The sequence below is a fragment of the Pseudomonas sp. BAV 4579 genome, assembly GCF_009765395.1.
Classification (GTDB): Bacteria; Pseudomonadota; Gammaproteobacteria; order Pseudomonadales; family Pseudomonadaceae; genus Chryseomonas; species Chryseomonas aestiva.
Window position 1 is genome coordinate 1 of record NZ_WHOV01000141.1, and the last position, 18,271, is coordinate 18,271.

General features: G+C 66.2%; 15 protein-coding genes and 1 pseudogene. 11 read left to right on the top strand and 5 right to left on the bottom strand.

Features of this window, described 5'->3' with window-relative positions; translation table 11 throughout:
* Both prpB and GSQ95_RS22015 read right to left on the bottom strand, forming a co-directional pair.
* Window positions 1-112, bottom strand: a pseudogene (gene prpB / locus GSQ95_RS22010) (methylisocitrate lyase); the annotation flags it as partial.
* Between the two features lie 4 nt (window positions 113-116).
* Window positions 117-818: a GntR family transcriptional regulator gene (locus tag GSQ95_RS22015; protein WP_158892711.1), complete on the bottom strand. Its 702-nt coding sequence runs from the start codon at window positions 816-818 to the stop codon at window positions 117-119.
* Window positions 819-971: 153 nt separating this feature from the next.
* Between GSQ95_RS22015 and pabB the strand changes: the two genes are divergently transcribed.
* From pabB to GSQ95_RS22030, 3 genes are all read left to right on the top strand, one after another.
* Window positions 972-2,315 (top strand): aminodeoxychorismate synthase component I, encoded by a 1,344-nt coding sequence (gene pabB, locus GSQ95_RS22020; protein ID WP_158892709.1) that lies wholly within the window; start codon window positions 972-974, stop codon window positions 2,313-2,315.
* 48 nt (window positions 2,316-2,363) lie between these two features.
* A complete protein-coding gene (locus GSQ95_RS22025; protein WP_158892707.1) occupies window positions 2,364-2,984 on the top strand; it encodes a phosphoadenosine phosphosulfate reductase family protein in 621 nt (206 codons plus the stop codon).
* 61 nt (window positions 2,985-3,045) lie between these two features.
* The gene (locus tag GSQ95_RS22030; protein ID WP_158892705.1) at window positions 3,046-4,326 is read left to right on the top strand and encodes an MFS transporter; all 1,281 of its coding nucleotides are present in this window, start codon (window positions 3,046-3,048) and stop codon (window positions 4,324-4,326) included.
* Here GSQ95_RS22030 and GSQ95_RS22035 read toward each other — a convergent pair.
* The gene (locus tag GSQ95_RS22035; protein WP_158892703.1) at window positions 4,299-5,609 is read right to left on the bottom strand and encodes an MFS transporter; all 1,311 of its coding nucleotides are present in this window, start codon (window positions 5,607-5,609) and stop codon (window positions 4,299-4,301) included. The two genes, GSQ95_RS22030 and GSQ95_RS22035, sit on opposite strands and share 28 nt — an antisense overlap.
* 268 nt (window positions 5,610-5,877) lie before the next feature.
* Between GSQ95_RS22035 and GSQ95_RS22040 the strand changes: the two genes are divergently transcribed.
* From GSQ95_RS22040 to GSQ95_RS22075, 8 genes are all read left to right on the top strand, one after another.
* Window positions 5,878-6,633, top strand: coding sequence for a FadR/GntR family transcriptional regulator (locus tag GSQ95_RS22040; RefSeq protein WP_158892701.1), 756 nt, complete (start codon window positions 5,878-5,880; stop codon window positions 6,631-6,633).
* A gap of 29 nt (window positions 6,634-6,662) precedes the next feature.
* Window positions 6,663-7,349, top strand: a complete 687-nt coding sequence (locus GSQ95_RS22045; protein WP_158892699.1) for a FadR/GntR family transcriptional regulator — start codon at window positions 6,663-6,665, stop codon at window positions 7,347-7,349.
* 82 nt (window positions 7,350-7,431) lie between these two features.
* On the top strand, window positions 7,432-8,301 hold the full coding sequence (locus GSQ95_RS22050; RefSeq protein ID WP_158892697.1) for an SMP-30/gluconolactonase/LRE family protein: 870 nt from the start codon (window positions 7,432-7,434) through the stop codon (window positions 8,299-8,301).
* A gap of 221 nt (window positions 8,302-8,522) precedes the next feature.
* Entirely contained in the window at window positions 8,523-9,527 is a 1,005-nt protein-coding gene (locus tag GSQ95_RS22055) for a substrate-binding domain-containing protein (protein ID WP_158892694.1), read from the top strand.
* A gap of 59 nt (window positions 9,528-9,586) precedes the next feature.
* Entirely contained in the window at window positions 9,587-11,113 is a 1,527-nt protein-coding gene (gene araG / locus GSQ95_RS22060; protein WP_158892692.1) for an L-arabinose ABC transporter ATP-binding protein AraG, read from the top strand.
* Between the two features lie 26 nt (window positions 11,114-11,139).
* Window positions 11,140-12,108: an L-arabinose ABC transporter permease AraH gene (araH, locus tag GSQ95_RS22065; RefSeq protein ID WP_166655940.1), complete on the top strand. Its 969-nt coding sequence runs from the start codon at window positions 11,140-11,142 to the stop codon at window positions 12,106-12,108.
* A gap of 82 nt (window positions 12,109-12,190) precedes the next feature.
* Window positions 12,191-13,930: an IlvD/Edd family dehydratase gene (locus GSQ95_RS22070; RefSeq protein WP_158892690.1), complete on the top strand. Its 1,740-nt coding sequence runs from the start codon at window positions 12,191-12,193 to the stop codon at window positions 13,928-13,930.
* A gap of 123 nt (window positions 13,931-14,053) precedes the next feature.
* Window positions 14,054-15,202, top strand: a complete 1,149-nt coding sequence (locus GSQ95_RS22075) for an aldose epimerase family protein (protein ID WP_158892688.1) — start codon at window positions 14,054-14,056, stop codon at window positions 15,200-15,202.
* 268 nt (window positions 15,203-15,470) lie between these two features.
* On the opposite strand, the gene GSQ95_RS22080 is transcribed toward GSQ95_RS22075, so the two are convergent.
* On the bottom strand, window positions 15,471-17,048 hold the full coding sequence (locus GSQ95_RS22080; protein WP_158892686.1) for an aldehyde dehydrogenase (NADP(+)): 1,578 nt from the start codon (window positions 17,046-17,048) through the stop codon (window positions 15,471-15,473).
* Window positions 17,049-17,200: 152 nt separating this feature from the next.
* Entirely contained in the window at window positions 17,201-18,196 is a 996-nt protein-coding gene (gene araD1 / locus GSQ95_RS22085) for an AraD1 family protein (protein ID WP_158892684.1), read from the bottom strand.
* Window positions 18,197-18,271 lie beyond the last annotated feature (75 nt).

The following is an 18,271-nucleotide window of genomic DNA, read 5'->3' on the forward strand; positions in this document are numbered from 1 at the left end:
CGGCGCGCCTGGCCAGCAGCGCATGATTGGCATTGAGGGTGCCGACCACCTGCAGCGGGCGTTCGGCGGCGACGGCGGCGCGGAATTTCTGGCCGGGACTGACGGCGGGCATGGCGTTACCTCGACTGATCTTGGACTAGGGGATGGTGCTGCAGATTGCGCTTGGAGGCGGCGATGTGGCGGCGCATCAGCAGCTCGGCCAGTTCGCCGTCGCCCTCGGCCAGGGCATCGAGGATGCGATGGTGCTCGGCGAAGGCCTGACGCGGCCGATTGGGGGTGGCGGAGACCTTGAGCCGGTACATGCGCACCAGGTGATAGAGCTCGCCGCAGAGCAGCCGCACCAGCATGCCGTTGCCGCTGGCCTGGATGATGCGGTAGTGGAAGTCGTGGTCGCCTTCCTGCAGGTAGTAGCCGGTGCCGGCCTGGAACGCCGGATCGCGCTCGTGGGTGTCCAGCAGCTGGCGCAATTCGTCGATGCCCTGGGGCGTGAGGCGTTCGGCCGCCAGGCGGCAGGCCATGCCTTCGAGGGATTCGCGGATTTCATAGAGTTCGACCAGTTCCGCCAGGCTCAGGGCGGCGACCCGGGCGCCGGCATGGGGCACCCGCACCACCAGGCGCTGGCCTTCCAGCCGGTGGATGGCTTCGCGCAGCGGCCCGCGGCTGATGCCATAGGTGCGGGCCAGCTCCGGCTCGGAAATCTTGCTGCCCGGCGCCACGTCGCCACGGACGATGGCCTCGCGGATCCGCCGGAACACCTGCTCGGAGAGGGTCCCGCTGTCGGTCTCGGGCGCTTCGGCCGGGAGGGGGCTATCGATCATTGTCGACACCTTTTGTGTTTATGGGCTGAATAACTACGCCCGAATGCCTTATCAGTCAACAGGTGTCGACAATCCAGCTGTGACAGCCTGTATCTCGCTCCGCCAGAGGCGGTTCGCTACACTAGCGCGCCGTCCCTCCCAGCCGATTTCGCCATGCCCCTCTGCCACCTGCATCCCCTCCCCTACCACGCCGATCCCTCGGTGCGTTTCGCCTTGCTGCAGGGCGAACCCGGCGCGGTGCTGCTGGACTCCGGGCGGCCGCTTGCCGAGCGGGGTCGCTACGACCTCATGGCGGCCTGGCCGCTGCAGGTGCTGCAGCCCGCTGTCGGTGAAACGGGCCAGGCCTTCTTCACGCGGACGCGCGCGGCCCTGGCCAGCCTGGGTCGCGCCGACCTGCCGAAGGGTGCGGACCTGCCCTTCGCCGGTGGCCTGCTGGGCTATCTTGGCTACGACTTCGGCCGGCGCCTGGAGCGCCTGCCCGCGGGCGCCCGCGCCGACCTGGCATTGCCCGATGCGCGCCTGGGCCTCCATGCCTGGGCGTTGGTCAGCGATCACCAGGCCCGCACCAGCCAACTGGTCTGCCATCCGGCGCTGGACGCCGGGGAACGCCAGCGACTGATCGCCCTGTTCGACACCGGGGCGGCGCCCAGGGCCGAGGGCTTCCGGCTGACCGCCTCCTTCGCCGCCGACATCGACGAGTTCACCTATCGCCAGCGCATCGAGGCCATCCAGGCCTATATCGCCGCCGGCGACTGCTATCAGGTCAACTTCGCTCAGCGCTTTCGCGCGCCCTTCCAGGGTTCGCCCTGGACCGCCTACCAGGCCCTGCGCGCGGCCTGCCCGACGCCCTTCTCCGGCTATCTGGCGCTGGCGCGCGGCGCCCTGCTCAGCCATTCGCCGGAGCGTTTCCTGCGGGTGAGCCGTGGCCAGGTGGAAACCCGCCCGATCAAGGGTACCCGCCCGCGCCGCGCCGACATGGCCGCCGATGCCGGCGAAGCCCGCGCGCTGCTGGCCAGCCCCAAGGATCGCGCCGAGAACCTGATGATCGTCGACCTGCTGCGCAACGACCTGGGGCGCAGTTGCCGCATCGGCTCGGTGCGGGTGCCCGAGTTGTTCGCTCTGGAGAGCTATCCCAACGTCCATCACCTGGTCAGCGCCGTAACCGGCGAATTGGCCGCGGGCCTGGACGCCCTCGACCTCCTGGCCGGCAGCTTTCCTGGTGGCTCCATCACCGGTGCGCCGAAGATCCGCGCCATGCAGATCATCGACGAGCTGGAAGAAACCCGCCGCGGCCCCTACTGCGGCTCGCTGCTCTATCTGGACGTGCGCGGCGAGAGCGACAGCTCCATCCTGATCCGCAGCCTGTTGGCGGAAGACGGCATGCTCAGTTGCTGGGGCGGCGGCGGCATCGTCATGGATTCCCACTGGGCCGACGAATACGCCGAATCCCTGGCCAAGGTGCGGGTGCTGCTGGAGACGCTGGAGACCCACAGCTGATCCGGCTTTGCTACCATGGCGGCATCCCTTCCCCGGCTGGAGCCCGCCATGTCTCTCGATCTCGCCCGCATCAACGCCGACCTCGGCCGCGATCCCGAAAAGCTCGTCGCCTGGGCCCTGGGCCTGGGTAAAAGCGCCATCGTCACCACCAACTTCCGCCCCTTCGAGGCGGTGATCCTGCATCTGGTCAGCCAGGTCAAGCCGGACATCCCGGTGGTCTGGATGGACAGCGGCTACAACACCCCCGCGACCTACCGCTGCGCCGACGAGATCGGGCGCAAGCTCAATCTTAACCTGGTGACCTATCTGCCCAGGCGCTCCCGCGCCCATCGCGAGGCCATCGATGGCCCAGTGCCGGGGCTGGACGATCCGCGCCACGCCGCCTTCACCGAAGAGGTCAAGCTGGAACCCTTCGCCCGCGCCCTGCACGAGACGGCGCCCGAGGTCTGGTTCACCGCCCTGCGCGCCACCGACACCGCGGTGCGCGCCCAGATGGATCCGGTCAGCGTCAATCCGGACGGCCTGATCAAGGTCGCGCCGCTGCTGCACTGGACCTCCAAGGACCTCTACCAGTACCTCACCGCCCACGACCTGCCCAACGAATTCGACTACTTTGACCCCACCAAGGGTGACGAAAACCGCGAGTGCGGCCTGCACCTCGCCCACTGAGTCGATACCTCCCGCGCGCCCGGTTCCGGGCGCGCGCTCTGCTCCTGCTGAAACATCGCCCATGACCGCTTCCCGCCCTATCCACTCCCGCAAGGGCGTCTTTGCCGTGGTGCTCGGCAACGCCGTGGAGTTCTTCGACTTTGGCGTCTACGCCACCTTCGCCGTGCTGATCGGCCAGGTGTTCTTTCCTTCGCAGAATGCCTTCGCCAGCCTGATGGCCAGCGTCATCACCTTTGGCGTCGGTTTCGTCGTCCGGCCGCTGGGCGCCATTCTCATCGGCGCCTGGGCCGACCGCGTCGGGCGCAAGCCGGCGATGCTGCTGACCATGGTGCTGATGGCCCTGGGCACCGGTGGCATCGCCGTGCTGCCGGGCTACGAGCAGATCGGCATCGCCGCCCCCATCCTGCTGGTGCTGACGCGGCTGTTGCAGGGCCTGGCCTGGGGTGGCGAAGCCGGCCCGGCCACCACCTACATCCTGGAGGCGGCGCCACTGCACAAGAGGGGCACCTACGCCTGCTGGCAGGTGGTGGCCCAGGGGCTGGCCGCGGTAGCGGCCGGGCTGATCGGCTATGGCCTGACCCTCTGGCTGACGCCGGAGCAGCTGCTGGCCTGGGGCTGGCGCCTGCCCTTCCTGCTGGGCCTGGCGATCCTGCCCATCGGCCTCTATATCCGCCGCGGCCTGGTGGATACCCATGTCGGCGAAACCCGGGGTACCGGCGCGGTGCTGGGCGAGGTACTGGCCACCCAGCGGCGGCCCCTGCTGCTGGGGCTGCTGATCCTCTCCGGCAGCACCATCACCCAGTATTTCCTCAACTACATGACCACCTTCGCCCTGGTGGAACTGAAGCTGCCGACCGGGATCGCCATGCTCGCCACCCTGGTGATGGGCGCGGCCATGGCGGTCTGCTCGATCCTGGGCGGGGTGCTCAGCGATCGCTATGGCCGGCGCATCGTACTGATCCTGCCGCGACTGCTGTTGCTGGTGCTGCTCTATCCGGCGCTGCAGCTCATCACCCAGGCACCCGGGCCGGGCACCTTCCTGCTGACCCTGGCGGTGCTCTCCGGCCTGCACGGCATGAGTGGCGCCGCCCTGATTGTGCTGCTGGTGGAAAGCTTTCCGCAGCGGGTGCGGGCGACCGGCTTCTCGCTGGTCTATGCGCTGGGGGTGGCGGCCTTCGGCGGCACCGCCCAGATCGTGGTGACCTGGCTGATCGGCGCCACCGGCGACCGTATGGCGCCGGCCGCCTACCTACTGGTGGCCAACCTGGTGTGTCTCGGCGCCGCCTGGTTCGCCGCCGAGACCTGTCCGGGGCGTCAGCCGGCGGAACGCGCCGCGGCATAACCCTCTTCCCGCCGATTCTTGCGCTCCAGGCGAGCGTAGACGAGGCCGGTGAGCAAGAGGCCGAACAGCAGCACCGCGGCCAGCAGATAGAGTCCCGAGGCCAGGGTGCCGGTAGCCGCCTTGAGCGCCCCTATGCCATAGGGGCCGAGATAACCGCCGAGGTTGCCCACCGAGTTGATCAGGGCGATACCGGCGGCGGCACTGGCCCCGGCGAAGAACCGCCCCGGCAGCGTCCAGAACAGCGCGGTAAGGGAGAACAGACAGAAGGCCACCACCGACAGCGCTGCCAGTTGCAGCACGGCGGTGCCGAACCAGGCACTGCCGGCCATGGCCAGGGCGCCCACCCCATAGAGCACGGCCAGGTGCCCATAGCGATCGCCGAATCGATCGGAACTACGCGGCACGATGAGCAGGCCGAGAATGCCGAAGGCGTAGGGAATGGCGGAAATGAAGCCCGTGGTGAGATCGCTGCCGCCGAACTGGTGGATCAGCGTCGGCAGCCACAGCCCGAGGCCATAGATGCTCAGGGTCACCGGCAGATAGTAGAGCGCCAAGAGCAGCACCCGGCGATCCTTGAGCGCATGCAGGGGGTTGCCATGGCGGGTCTGGTCGAAGAGGTGCAGGTCCTTTTCCAGCTCCGTTGCCAGCCAGCGCTTTTCGTCGACGTCCAGCCAGGCGACCTGTTGCGGACCATCCGGCAACCGGGTCAGGGTCGGCCAGGCCAGCAGCACCGCCGGCGCGCCGATGCAGAGGAACAGCCACTGCCAGCCGTGCAGACCGAGTGCGCCATCCAGTTGCAGGAGCATGCCCGATAGCGGTCCCGTCACCAGCATGGCGATGGGCTGAGAGAGGATGAACAGCCCCATGATCTTGCCGCGATGGCGTACCGGGAACCACTGGGTGAGGTAGTAGAGCACGCCGGGAAAGAAGCCGGCCTCGGCCGCACCCAGCAGGAAGCGCATGACATAGAAGCTGTTCGGTCCCTGGACGAAGGCCATGCCCATGGTGATGGCACCCCAGGTCACCAGGATGCGGGCGAACCAGCGGCGCGCGCCGGAGCGCTCCAGCAGCAGGTTGCTGGGCACCTCGCAGAGGAAATAGCCGATGAAGAACAGTCCGGCACCGAGGCCGTAGGCGGCATCGCCGATGCCGATGTCGGCGCCCATGTGCAGCTTGGCGAAGCCCACGGCAGAGCGGTCGATGTAGGCGACCAGATAGAGCAATACGAGAAAGGGGACCAGCTTGAGCGTGATCCGACGGATGAGGGCGGATTCAGGGTGCATGGCGTTCTCCGACTTGTTGTTGTTGTGCGGTTGAAGCGCAGATCGCTCAAAATTCTAACGTACTATCATTGAATCGTTAAATACCCTAATCAGTCCATTAATCGGCTCTTAAGCTAATTTTGATAATACTAAAATATTGTTACGAAGTAGGAAATCTTACCTCTTGATTTCCGCTGATCCCCGTTACAGAGCCGCTTAGCCCGGGATAACATCGGTTATCGCGCTGATGGTGTTATAGTGATGGCACGACGACTTCGGATGCCTTTCGATGAATTACAAGACACCGCTGCCGCGCAAAAGCAGACACGCTCGCATCGTTCATGAACTCGGCACCCAGATCGTGTCCGGGCACTTCCTGCCAGAACAGCGCCTGCCCCCCGAGGCGCAGCTGTGCGAAGAATATGAAGTGAGCCGCCCCGTCCTGCGTGAGGCCACCCGAGTGCTCGTGGCCAAGGGGCTGGTCAGGTCCAAGCCCAAGGTCGGGACCGTAGTCAAACCACGCAACGAGTGGCATCTGCTCGATCCGGACGTGCTCCATTGGCTGCTGGAGAGCGATTCGCGGCACAGCTTCTACGAGACCCTGGTCAAGGTGCGCAACATCATCGAGCCGGAGGTTGCCGCCATGGCGGCCGCCAACGCCCAGCCCGAAGACGTCAAGGCCATCGAGGACGCCTACCAGCGGATGGAGCAGGCGGCGGACATCGCCAACATGGCCGAGCCGGACATGGCCTTTCACCTGTCCATCGCCACGGCCACCCACAACGAATTGCTGACTCACCTCTACAGCATCATGCTGCTGCCGGTGCGGGACTATCTGGAACGTTCCTCGGCGCTGTTCGCCTCCGGAGACAGCCTCAACCTGCTGGTCTCCCGGCACAAGGCGATCCTCACCGCGATCCAGCACCGCGACCCGCTGACCGCCCGCCACGCCGCCATCGCCCAGCTGGCCGGTGTCGATGACATGGTCGCCGAAGCCTTCCGGCCGCAGCCCTTGTCTGAAGGTGAAATTTCGTATGATCATTGAGGGCAAGAACCCACTCGCGGTATGCCCTCATGTCCAGCAGCTACCATGCCTCTACCGTAGAACAACTCGGCCAGCGACTCGCGGCCGGGCATTTTCCACCCGGTAGCGCCCTCAAGGTAGAGGCGGATCTCTGCCAGGAACTGGGTGTCAGTCGCACCATCCTGCGCGAAGCGATCAAGACCCTGGCGGCCAAGGGCATGCTGGAAGTCGGCCCCAAGGTCGGTACCCGGGTCCTGCCGCTCAGTCGCTGGAATCTGTTCGACACCCAGGTCGTGGGCTGGCTGGCCACCGGCGGTCTGCCCGCTCATTTCGTCAAGGACCTGCTGGATCTGCGCCACGCCATCGAGCCGGCAGCAGTACGCTGGGCCTGCGAAAGGGCCACTCCCGAGCAGGTCCAGGCGATCCAGGTCGCCTACCAGCACCTGGAGGCGTCGCTCGATGGCGGCGACTACAACACTGCCGACCAGCGCTTCCACGAATGCGTCCTGGCGGCCAGCCACAATCAGTTCATCGAGCAGATGGTGCCCGCCCTGGGCGCGCTGCTGGCAGCCTCCTTCACCCTGTCGTCGGCCGATCCCGACGAATTGCGGCGTACCCTCCCCCTGCACAAGACCCTGGCCGACGGCATCGCATCGCGCGATGCGGCGCGCGCCGTCTGGGCCTGCATGATGCTGATCGACAGCGCGGCGGTGACCCTGGCGCGCTATACCGACTGACGTCGTGCCTGGCGCAACCTGCGCAGCCTTTCGGGTTCCCATGCCTGAACTTTTCGTCCTGCCACAACAAGAGAGGTGAACGATGGATTGGCAGCCGCTGCTTCCCCAGCGCTTCAAACTGGCCGAGGGCCCCTTCTGGGACCAGGAGACCCAGGCGCTCTACTGGGTAGATATCGCCGGCTTCAAGGCCTGCCGCCTGCGCGGCGAGCAGTATCAGGAATGGCAGCTTGATCGCCCCTGCTCCGCCTTCGTGCCCACGGTCCGCGGCGATGCCCTGGTGACCCTGCCGAATGGCGTCTTCCGCCTGGATCTCGACTCCCCGCCAGAGCGTCCCGCGCTGGAACTCTTCTGCGTCGCCGATCCCGATCCGGGCAATCGCGGCAATGAGGCCCGCTGTGACGCCCAGGGGCGTCTCTGGCTGGGCACCATGCAGAACAACCTCGATGCCCAGGGCGGCGACGTGGCCATCGACCGGCACTCGGGCGGCCTGTTCCGCATCGATCCCGACGGCAGCGTCAGCCGGCACGCCAGCGACCTCGGCATCGCCAACACCCTGGTGTGGAGCGCGGCGGACAACCACGTCATCAGCGCCGACACCCTCAGGGACACCCTCTATCGCTATCCGCTGGATGCCAGCGGCAACCTGGGTGCACCCACCGTCTGGGCCGGTCCCCACGAGCGCGGCTCGCCGGACGGCTCGGCCATCGACAGCGAAGGCTGCGTATGGAACGCGCGCTGGGATGGCAACTGCCTACTGCGCTTTTCGCCGGAAGGCGAGCTGCTGGAAATCGTCGAGCTGCCAGTGCAGCGGCCCACCAGCTGCGTCTTCGGCGGAGCGGATCTGCGCACCCTCTACGTCACCAGCGCCGCCGCCGACGGTACCCTCGACGGCGCCCTGCTCAAGGCCACCGCACCGGTCGCCGGCATGCCCTGCCACAGGTTCGCCGGCTGATTCATCCTACCGACCCAGGCGCCCTTCCGCGGCGCCTTTCCGCTTCGGGCCCTATGTAACAGCTTGGTGACAGAGGTGATGAAAAATCTCGTCACCTTTTTCTTGCGCCCGCATCCATCCAATCATAATATCAATACAGAGCGGCGTCGTCTGACCTCCACGACGGCAGCCCGCCGCCTTGCATTGCCTGGCCACACCAATAAAAACAAGGAGTTCCAGCTATGTTCCGTGTTCCGGGAGTTCGTTCTCTGCTGCGTGCCGCCCTCGCCGCCGGCGCTGTCAGCCTGTCCCTTTCCGCTTTCGCCGCCGATCCGGTCAAGATCGGTTTCCTGGTCAAGCAACCCGAGGAACCCTGGTTCCAGACCGAGTGGGCCTTCGCCGAGAAAGCCGCCAAGGACAAGGGCTTCACCCTGCTCAAGATCGCCGTGCCGGATGGCGAGAAGACCCTCGCCGCCATCGACAGCCTGGCCGCCAACGGCGCCAAGGGCTTCGTGATCTGCCCGCCCGACGTCTCCCTCGGCCCGGCCATCGTGGCCAAGGCCAAGCTCAACGACCTCAAGGTCATGGCCGTGGACGACCGCTTCGTCGACGCCAAGGGCAAATTCATGGAAGACGTGCCCTACCTGGGCATGGCCGCCTTCGAGGTCGGTCAGCAGCAGGGCGCCGCCATGGCCGCGGAAGCCGAGAAGCGTGGCTGGAAGTGGGACGACACCTATGCGGTGATCAACACCTACAACGAGCTGGATACCGGCAAGAAGCGCACCGACGGTTCGGTGGAAGCCCTGAAGAAGGCCGGCCTGCCCGCCGACCACATCATCTTCGCGCCGCAGAAGACCCTGGACGTACCCGGCAGCATGGACTCCACCACCTCCGCGCTGGTCAAGCTGCCGTCGGGCGCCAAGCACCTGATCATCGGCGGCATGAACGACAACACCGTGCTGGGCGGCGTCCGCGCCACCGAAAGCGCCGGCTTCAAGGCCGAGCAGGTGATCGGCATCGGCATCAACGGCACCGATGCCATCGGCGAACTGAATAAAGCCAACAGCGGCTTCTTCGGCTCCATGCTGCCCAGCCCCCACGAAGAGGGCTACCAGACCGCCAGCATGATGTACGAGTGGGTGACTACCGGTAAGGAGCCGCCCAAGTACACCGCGATGGACAAGGTCACCCTCATCACCCGCGCCAATTTCCAGCAAGAGCTGGAAAAGATCGGCCTCTGGAAGTGATGACCCCGGCGGCGCCCGTGCTGGCGCCGCCCTCCTCTTTCGTCTGACAGGAGTGCTTCATGGCAGCCCTGGAACACACCACCGCCCAGAGCGCCGACAGCCTCGGTTTCGTCGGCATCGGCAAGACCTTTCCCGGCGTCAAGGCGCTCGCCGACATCTCCTTCAACGTGCGTCCCGGTTCGGTGCACGCCCTCATGGGCGAGAACGGCGCCGGCAAGTCGACCCTGCTGAAGATCCTCAGCGGCTACCACGCCCCCACCACCGGCCACCTCAACATCGATGGCCAGGAACTGGTGTTCAAGAGCACCGCCGAAGCCATCCGCGCCGGCGTCGCCGTGATCCAGCAGGAACTGCAGCTGGTGCCGGAGATGACCGTCGCCGAAAATCTCTTTCTCGGGCACCTGCCGGCGCGCTACGGCATCGTCAATCGCGGCCACCTGCGCCGCCAGGCCCTGGACCTGCTCAAGGGCCTGGCCGAAGAGATCGACCCCAACACCAAGGTCGGGCGCCTGTCGCTCGGGCAGCGCCAACTGGTCGAGATCGCCAAGGCGCTCTCCCGTGGCGCCCGCGTCATCGCCTTCGACGAGCCGACCAGTTCGCTGTCCGCCCGCGAGACCGATCGGCTGATGACCATCATCGCCCGGCTGCGCGACGAAGGCCGGGTGGTGCTCTATGTCTCCCACCGCATGGAAGAGGTGTTCCGCATCTGCGACGCGGTGACGGTGTTCAAGGACGGTCGCCACGTGCGCACCATCGAGCGCCTGGCCGACATCACCCCCGACCAGTTGATCACCCTGATGGTCGGCCGCGATCTCGCCGACATCTACGACTATCGCCCGCGCGAGATAGGCGGCGGCTGTCTCAAGGTCGAGGGCCTGTTCGGCCAGGGCCTGCAGCAGCCGGTGGGCTTCGAGGTCTGCCAGGGCGAGATCCTCGGCCTGTTCGGCCTGGTCGGCGCCGGTCGCACCGAGCTGCTGCGCCTGCTGGCGGGCCTGGAAAAGCACAAGGCTGGCAGCCTGAGCCTCAAGGGCGCCCCGATCAGCCTCAGGTCGCCGCGTGACGCCATCGCCGCCGGCATCCTGCTGTGCCCGGAAGATCGCAAGAAGGAAGGCATCGTGCCCCTGGCCAGCGTGGCCGAGAACATCAATATCAGCGCTCGCGCCCATCACGCCAGCCTCGGCTGCCTGATCCAGGGGCGCTGGGAAAAGGCCAACGCTGAAAAGCAGATTCGCGCGCTGAACGTGAAGACGCCCCACGCCGGGCAGAAGATCAAGAATCTCTCCGGCGGCAACCAGCAGAAGGCCATCCTTGGTCGCTGGCTGTCGATGCCCATGCAGGTGCTCCTGCTCGACGAACCCACCCGCGGTATCGACGTGGGCGCCAAGTCGGAGATCTACGCCATCATCCATGACCTCGCCGCCCGCGGCATCGCCGTGGTGGTGGTGTCCAGCGACCTGATGGAAGTCATGGGCGTGGCCGATCGCATCCTGGTGATGAGCGAAGGCGCCATCACCGGCGAGGTGGCTCGCGCCGAATTCAACGACGAGCGCCTGCTGCAGCTCGCCCTGCCCCGTACCCGGGCCTGATGAAAACAAGAAAAGAGGTTCAGTCCATGTCCGCCCAACCCCACAGCCTGACCCCGCCGCGCCGCGGCTTCGACATGCGTCGCTTCCTCGACGACTGGGCCATGATGCTGGCCGCCGTCGTCATCTTCACCCTCTGCGCGCTGTTCGTGCAGAACTTCCTCTCGCCGCTGAACATGCGCGGTCTGGGCCTGGCGATCTCCACCGTGGGCATCGCCGCCTGCACCATGCTGTTCTGCCTGGCCTCCGGCCACTTCGACCTCTCGGTGGGTTCGGTCATCGCCTGTGCCGGGGTGGTCGCCGCGGTGGTGATGCGCGAATTCGACAGCGTCTTTCTCGGCGTCGCCGCCGCCCTGGCCATGGGCCTGGTGGTCGGCCTGATCAACGGCCTGGTGATCGCCAAGCTCAAGATCAACGCCTTGATCACGACCTTGGCGACCATGCAGATCGTGCGCGGCCTGGGCTACATCTTCTCCGACGGCAAGGCCGTGGGCGTCTCCCAGGAGCAGTTCTTCGTGTTCGGCAACGGCCAGCTGTTCGGCCTGCCGGTGCCCATCGTCATCACCCTGCTGTGCATCCTGTTCTTTGGCTGGCTGCTCAACTACACCACCTTCGGTCGCAACACCATGGCCATCGGTGGCAACGAGGAAGCCGCGCTGCTGGCCGGGGTCCACGTCGATCGCACCAAGATCATCATCTTCGCCATGCACGGGGTGATCGGCGCCCTGGCCGGCGTGGTGCTGGCCTCGCGGATGACCTCCGGCCAGCCAATGATCGGCCAGGGCTTCGAACTCACGGTGATCTCCGCCTGCGTGCTGGGCGGGGTTTCCCTGGCCGGCGGCATCGGCATGATCCGCCACGTGATCGCCGGCGTGCTGATCCTGGCGATCATCGAGAACGCCATGAACCTGAAGAACATCGACACCTTCTACCAGTACGTCATCCGCGGAACCATCCTGCTGCTGGCCGTGGTCATCGACCGCTTCAAGCAGCGCTAAACCCAGACTCTGCCCTCCCCCGCGGCGCCAGGTGCGCCGTGCCGGGGACCGCTTTGCCCGTGAAATGCCCGAGGACAAGACAATGACCACGCCCAAACGCCCACTCCGCTCCGCCCAGTGGTTTGGCAGCAACGACAAGAACGGCTTCATGTACCGCAGCTGGATGAAGAATCAGGGCATCCCGGATCACGAATTCCAGGGCAAGCCCGTCATCGGCATCTGCAACACCTGGTCCGAGCTGACCCCCTGCAACGCCCACTTCCGCAAGATCGCCGAACACGTCAAGCGCGGCATCTACGAAGCCGGTGGCTTCCCGGTAGAATTCCCGGTGTTCTCCAACGGCGAATCCAACCTCAGACCCACCGCCATGCTGACCCGCAACCTGGCCAGCATGGACGTGGAGGAAGCCATTCGCGGCAATCCGGTGGACGCCGTGGTGCTGCTCACCGGCTGCGACAAGACCACGCCGGCGCTGCTGATGGGCGCCGCCAGCTGCGACGTGCCGGCCATCGTCGTCACCGGCGGCCCCATGCTCAACGGCAAGCACCACGGCCGCGACATCGGCGCCGGCACCATCGTCTGGCAGATGCATGAGGCCTACAAGGCCGGTGCCATCGACCTCAACGAATTCCTCTCCGCCGAAGCCGGGATGTCGCGCTCGGCCGGTACCTGCAACACCATGGGCACCGCCTCGACCATGGCCTGCATGGCCGAAGCCCTGGGCACCTCGCTGCCGCACAACGCGGCCATTCCGGCGGTGGATTCGCGGCGCTACGTGCTGGCGCACCTGTCCGGCATGCGCATCGTCGAGATGGTGGAAGAAGACCTGCGGCTGTCGAAGATCCTCACCAAGGAAGCCTTCGAGAACGCCATTCGCGTCAACGCCGCCATCGGCGGCTCCACCAACGCGGTTATCCACCTCAAGGCCATCGCCGGCCGCATCGGCGTGGACCTGGAGCTGGATGACTGGACCCGGGTCGGCCGCGGCACCCCCACCATCGTCGATCTGCAGCCCTCCGGCCGATTCCTGATGGAGGAGTTCTACTATGCCGGCGGCCTGCCGGCGGTGATCCGCCGCATGGGCGAAGCCAAGCTGCTGCCCCACCCCGAGGCCCTGACCGCCAATGGCAAGAGCCTCTGGGCCAACTGCGCCGAGGCGCCCATCTACGGCGACGACGAGGTCATCCGCGCCCTGGACAACCCGCTGCGCGCCGACGGCGGCATCTGCGTGCTGCGTGGCAATCTGGCGCCCAAGGGCGCGGTGCTCAAGCCCTCGGCCGCGACCCCGGCGCTCATGCAGCATCGCGGTCGCGCCGTGGTGTTCGAGAACCTGGAAGACTACAAGGCGCGCATCGTCGACCCGGACCTGGATATCGACGAGACCTGCGTGATGGTGCTGAAGAACTGCGGACCCAAGGGATATCCGGGCATGGCCGAGGTGGGCAACATGGGCCTGCCGGCCAAGCTGCTGGCCAAGGGCATCACCGACATGGTGCGCATTTCCGACGCCCGCATGAGCGGCACCGCCTACGGCACCGTGGTCCTGCACGTGGCACCCGAGGCCTCGGCCGGTGGCCCGCTGGCGGTGGTCCGCGAAGGCGACATGATCGAGCTGGACTGCGCTTCCGGGCGCCTGCACCTGGATATCCCCGACGAAGAACTGGCCGCGCGCCTGGCCGACTGGCAACCGCCGGCCGATCAGCTGCTGGCCGGCGGTTATCGCCGCCTCTACGTCAACCACGTGCTGCAGGCCGACGAAGGCTGCGACTTCGACTTCCTGGTCGGTTGCCGCGGCGCCGAGGTGCCTCGCCACTCCCATTGACCGGCTCTACCCCCTCTCCCACCGGGAGAGGGTCGGGGTGAGGGGCTGGCGCAGCCGCTCTTTCCGGAACTCGGGGCCCTCTGCCCCACTCTTGCACAACAACAAACCGAAAAGGTGGTCGAGATGAAACGCACGTTAGCCCTCACCGGACTTGGACTGTCACTCATGATCAGCACCCTTACCGCCCAGGCGGCCGGCCTCAGCAGCCAGCAGTCGAGCTTTGGCAAGCTGCCCGATGGCACCCCCATCGAGAAGTTCGTCCTGACCAACAGCCACGGCATGCAGGCCACCGTCATCACCTACGGCGGTGTGCTGCAGGCGCTCAAGGTGCCCGACCTCAAGGGCCACAGCGAAGACGTGGTCCTGGGCTTCGATGACGTCCAGGGTTATCTCGACAACCCCACCGTATTCTTTGGCGCCACCATCGGCCGCTTCGGCAACCGCATCGCCGAGGGCCGCTTCAGCCTCGATGGCAAGAGCTACCAGATCCCCAAGAACGACAAGACCAACGCCCTGCACGGCGGCCCCCAGGGTTTCAACACCAAGGTGTGGAAGGCCGAGCCGGCCAAGGGCGACGGCTGGGTCGGCGTGACCCTGAGCTATGTCTCCCCCGATGGCGAGATGGGCTTTCCCGGCACCCTGACCACCCAGGTGACCTACCAGCTGGACGAGCACAACCAGCTGACCCTCAAGTACCGCGCCACCACCGACAAGCCGACGGTGCTCAACCTGACCAACCACAGCTACTTCAACCTGGCCGGCGCCGGCAGTGGAACCGTGCTCAAGCAGGTGGCGATGCTCAATGCCGACAAATACACGCCAGTGACCGCCAAGCTGATCCCCACCGGCGAATTGCCGCCCGTGGCCGGCACGCCGATGGACTTCCGCAAGCCGACCGCCATCGGCAAGCACATCGCCGACGAAAATCAGCAGCTGAAGTACGCCGAACCCAAGCAGGGTGGCTATGACTTCAACTGGGTGCTCAACACCGCTGGCGATCTGCAGAAAGCCGCTGCCGTGGTGACCGACCCGGGCTCCGGCCGCACCCTGACCCTCTACACCACGGAGCCGGGCGTGCAGTTCTATACCGGCAACTTCTTGGAAGGGAACATCAAGGGCAAGGCCGGCAAGACCTACGGCCACTGGGGTGCCTTCACCCTGGAGACCCAGCATTACCCGGATGCGCCCAACCAGCCGAACTTCCCCACCACCCGCCTGGATCCTGGCCAGACCTACACCCAGACGACGATCTTCAAGTTCGCCGGCAAGTAGGGCCTGCTCCGACTCAAGCAAAGGGCGCTCCCGGGAGCGGCCTTTGCTTTGGTGCTCCCCTCACCCCAACCCTCTCCCAGAGGGAGAGGGAAAGGAGCGGAGCGCCTTTCGCCTCCGTGCTCCGTGCTCCGTGCTCCGTGCTCCGTGCTCCGTAGCGTGGAAAACGGCGCAGCCTTTTCCACTGTCCTGCCAGTGGCCCTTTCCATCACCCAATAAAAAACCCGGCGCCTCGCGACACCGGGTTTCTTACCACCTCAAAGCACTAGGATCAGATCGCAGCCTTGGTGTTCTCGCCGTTCACCAGACGCTGGATACCCAGCGGATTGGCGTTTTGCAGGGCTTCCGGGAGGAAGGCATCCGGGTAGTTCTGGTAGCACACCGGACGCAGGAAGCGATCGATGGCCAGGGTACCGACAGAGGTGCCGCGGGCATCGGAGGTCGCCGGATAGGGACCGCCATGGACCATGGCATCGCTGACTTCCACACCGGTGGGATAGCCGTTGAGCAACAGGCGACCAGCTTTCTGCTCCAGCAGGCCGATGATGGCCTCGAAGCGCTGCAGATCGGCCGGCTCGGCCAGCAGGGTGGCGGTCAGCTGGCCGTGCAGGCCTTGCAGCGCCTGGTGCAGCTGGGCTTCGTCAGCCACCTCGACCACCACCGTGGTAGGACCGAAGACTTCCTCCTGCAGCAGCTCGTCGTTTTCCAGCAGCAGGCTCACATCAGCCTTGAACAGCTGCGGACGCGCCTGATTGCCTTCCTGGTTGGCACCGGCCAGGTGCTGCACACCGGAATGGGCCAGCAGCGCCGCGACGCCCTTCTCGTAGCTCTTCAGGGTGCCCGGATTGAGCATGGTCTGGGGCGCCTGCTCGTTCATGGCACCGGCCAGGCGCTCGAGGAAGCCGCTGAACTCGGGCGAACGCACGCCGATGACCAGACCCGGATTGGTGCAGAACTGGCCGCAGCCCAGGACCACGGAGGCCGCGAGTTCACCGGTGATGGCGTCGCCACGGGCCTTGAGCGCCTCGGGCAGGATCACCACGGGGTTGATGCTGGACATCTCGGCGAATACCGGGATCGGCTGCGGACGAGCCGCGGCCATGTCGCACAGGGCACGACCGCCGCGCAGCGAGCCGGTGAAGCCCACTGCCTGGATGGCCGGGTGCTTGACCAGCTGCTCGCCCACGCCACCGCCATAGATCATGTTGAACACGCCCTTGGGCATGCCGGTCTTCTCCGCGGCGCGGATCACCGCGTCGGCCACGTATTCGGCGGTGACCATGTGGCCGCTGTGGGCCTTGAACACCACCGGGCAGCCGGCGGCCAGGGCCGCGGCGGTGTCGCCACCGGCAGTGGAGAAGGCCAGCGGGAAGTTGCTGGCGCCGAAGACGGCCACCGGACCCAGGCCGATGCGGTACTGACGCAGGTCAGGGCGCGGCAGCGGCTTGCGCTCGGGCAGCGCGGTGTCGATGCGTGCACCGTGGAAGTCACCGCGGCGCAGCACCTTGGCGAACAGGCGCATCTGGCCGCTGGTACGGCCACGCTCACCCTGGATGCGACCAGCCGGCAGCGCGGTTTCCTGGCAGACCAGCTGGACGAAGTCGTCACCCAGGCCATCCAGTTCGTCGGCGATGGCATCGAGGAAGGCCGCGCGCTTTTCGGCGCTCAGCTTGCGGTACAGGGGCGCGGCCTGCTCGGCGGCGCGGGCCGCGGCATCGACCTCGACCGCGGACGCCTGGAAGAATTCGTAGGGCAGTTTCTCGCCGGTCGTGGCGTCGATGCTGTAGACCCGCACCTCGCCCTCGCCGCTGCGAGCGCCACCGATGTAGTTCTTGCCTTGGATCTGCATTGTTCTCGACTCCTTATACCTAGGGGTTCAGGGAAGACCACCCGCCAAGGGGAGGTCTTCGAAAGGGTGGCACGCTCAGTCTCAGAGCGGCCGGGCCAGCCTGTGCGATACCCACTCTAGCATTCGCATAGTCAGCAGTCATCATACAACTATCAGAGTTGCCGGACCTGCCCGGGCTGAAAGGCTGCCGTGCCGGCCTTGACGCCATTGCTCAGCGGCTCGCCGAATTCCGGCACCGCGATCTCGAATCTGTCGCCCGGCTCGACGCGGATGCCATCGGCGAAGGACAGGGTCGCCGTACCGAAGAAATGCACATGGACATCGCCCGGCCGCAGGAACTGCGCATACTTGAAGTGGTGATACTCGAGGTTCTCCAGGCTGTGGCACATGTTGTCCTCGCCGGAGAGGAATTCCTTCTCCCAGACCACCTGCTCGCCGCGACGGATCCGGCTGGTGCCCGCCAGATGGCGCGGCAGCTCACCGGTGCGCAGCGCCGGACCGAAGCTGCAGTAGCGTAGTTTGGAATGGGCCAGGTAGAGATAGTTCTTGCGTTCCATCACGTGGTCGGAGAATTCGTTGCCCACCGCGTAACCCAGGCGATAGGGCGTGCCGTCGTCGCCGATCACATAGAGACCGGTCAGCTCGGGCTCTTCACCGGCGTCCTCGGCGAATTCCGGCAGCGGGATGTCGGCACCGGGACGCACCAGGATGCCGCCGTCGCCCTTGTAGAACCATTCCGGCTGGGCACCGGCCGTGCCGGTGGTGGGCCGACCGCCCTCCACGCCCCATTTGAACATGCGCATGGAGTCGGTCAGCTTGGCCTCCTCCTGGCTGTTCTGCTGGTGCATCTTGTCGCGGGTGGCGGCGCTGCCCAGGTGGGTCAGACCGGTTCCGGTGACCAGGCAGTGCGCGGGGTCCTCGTGGTCCAGCGGCGGCAACAGCCGGGCGCCGTCGAGCAGCTCGGCATAGACCGGTCCGGGCTCCAGGCCCAGGGTCTGCACCTGAGACTCCAGCGACACGCCAGCGCGGATGGCCTGCAGCGCCAGGGTCCGGGTGCTAGTCGCGCCCCGGACCTGCTGAACTTCGCCGCGCTCGACCACGCCGACGCGACGCTGGCCCTGTTGGTCTTCGAACTGAATCAGGTGCATGGCATTCTCCTTGTTGGTTATCGCCTGAGAAGGACTTTACTCGGCGCTACGGGGCCTGCCTAATGAGAGCTCCCT

Coding starts and splice junctions, on each gene's coding strand:
- GSQ95_RS22055 (WP_158892694.1), top strand. CDS start 8,523: ATGTTCCGTGTTCCGGGAGTTCGTTCTCTGCTGCGTGCCGCCCTCGCC.
- araD1 (WP_158892684.1), bottom strand. CDS start 18,196: ATGCACCTGATTCAGTTCGAAGACCAACAGGGCCAGCGTCGCGTCGGC.
- GSQ95_RS22075 (WP_158892688.1), top strand. CDS start 14,054: ATGAAACGCACGTTAGCCCTCACCGGACTTGGACTGTCACTCATGATC.
- GSQ95_RS22025 (WP_158892707.1), top strand. CDS start 2,364: ATGTCTCTCGATCTCGCCCGCATCAACGCCGACCTCGGCCGCGATCCC.
- GSQ95_RS22030 (WP_158892705.1), top strand. CDS start 3,046: ATGACCGCTTCCCGCCCTATCCACTCCCGCAAGGGCGTCTTTGCCGTG.
- GSQ95_RS22050 (WP_158892697.1), top strand. CDS start 7,432: ATGGATTGGCAGCCGCTGCTTCCCCAGCGCTTCAAACTGGCCGAGGGC.
- GSQ95_RS22015 (WP_158892711.1), bottom strand. CDS start 818: ATGATCGATAGCCCCCTCCCGGCCGAAGCGCCCGAGACCGACAGCGGG.
- GSQ95_RS22040 (WP_158892701.1), top strand. CDS start 5,878: ATGAATTACAAGACACCGCTGCCGCGCAAAAGCAGACACGCTCGCATC.
- araH (WP_166655940.1), top strand. CDS start 11,140: ATGTCCGCCCAACCCCACAGCCTGACCCCGCCGCGCCGCGGCTTCGAC.
- GSQ95_RS22070 (WP_158892690.1), top strand. CDS start 12,191: ATGACCACGCCCAAACGCCCACTCCGCTCCGCCCAGTGGTTTGGCAGC.
- GSQ95_RS22035 (WP_158892703.1), bottom strand. CDS start 5,609: ATGCACCCTGAATCCGCCCTCATCCGTCGGATCACGCTCAAGCTGGTC.
- pabB (WP_158892709.1), top strand. CDS start 972: ATGCCCCTCTGCCACCTGCATCCCCTCCCCTACCACGCCGATCCCTCG.
- araG (WP_158892692.1), top strand. CDS start 9,587: ATGGCAGCCCTGGAACACACCACCGCCCAGAGCGCCGACAGCCTCGGT.
- GSQ95_RS22045 (WP_158892699.1), top strand. CDS start 6,663: ATGTCCAGCAGCTACCATGCCTCTACCGTAGAACAACTCGGCCAGCGA.
- GSQ95_RS22080 (WP_158892686.1), bottom strand. CDS start 17,048: ATGCAGATCCAAGGCAAGAACTACATCGGTGGCGCTCGCAGCGGCGAG.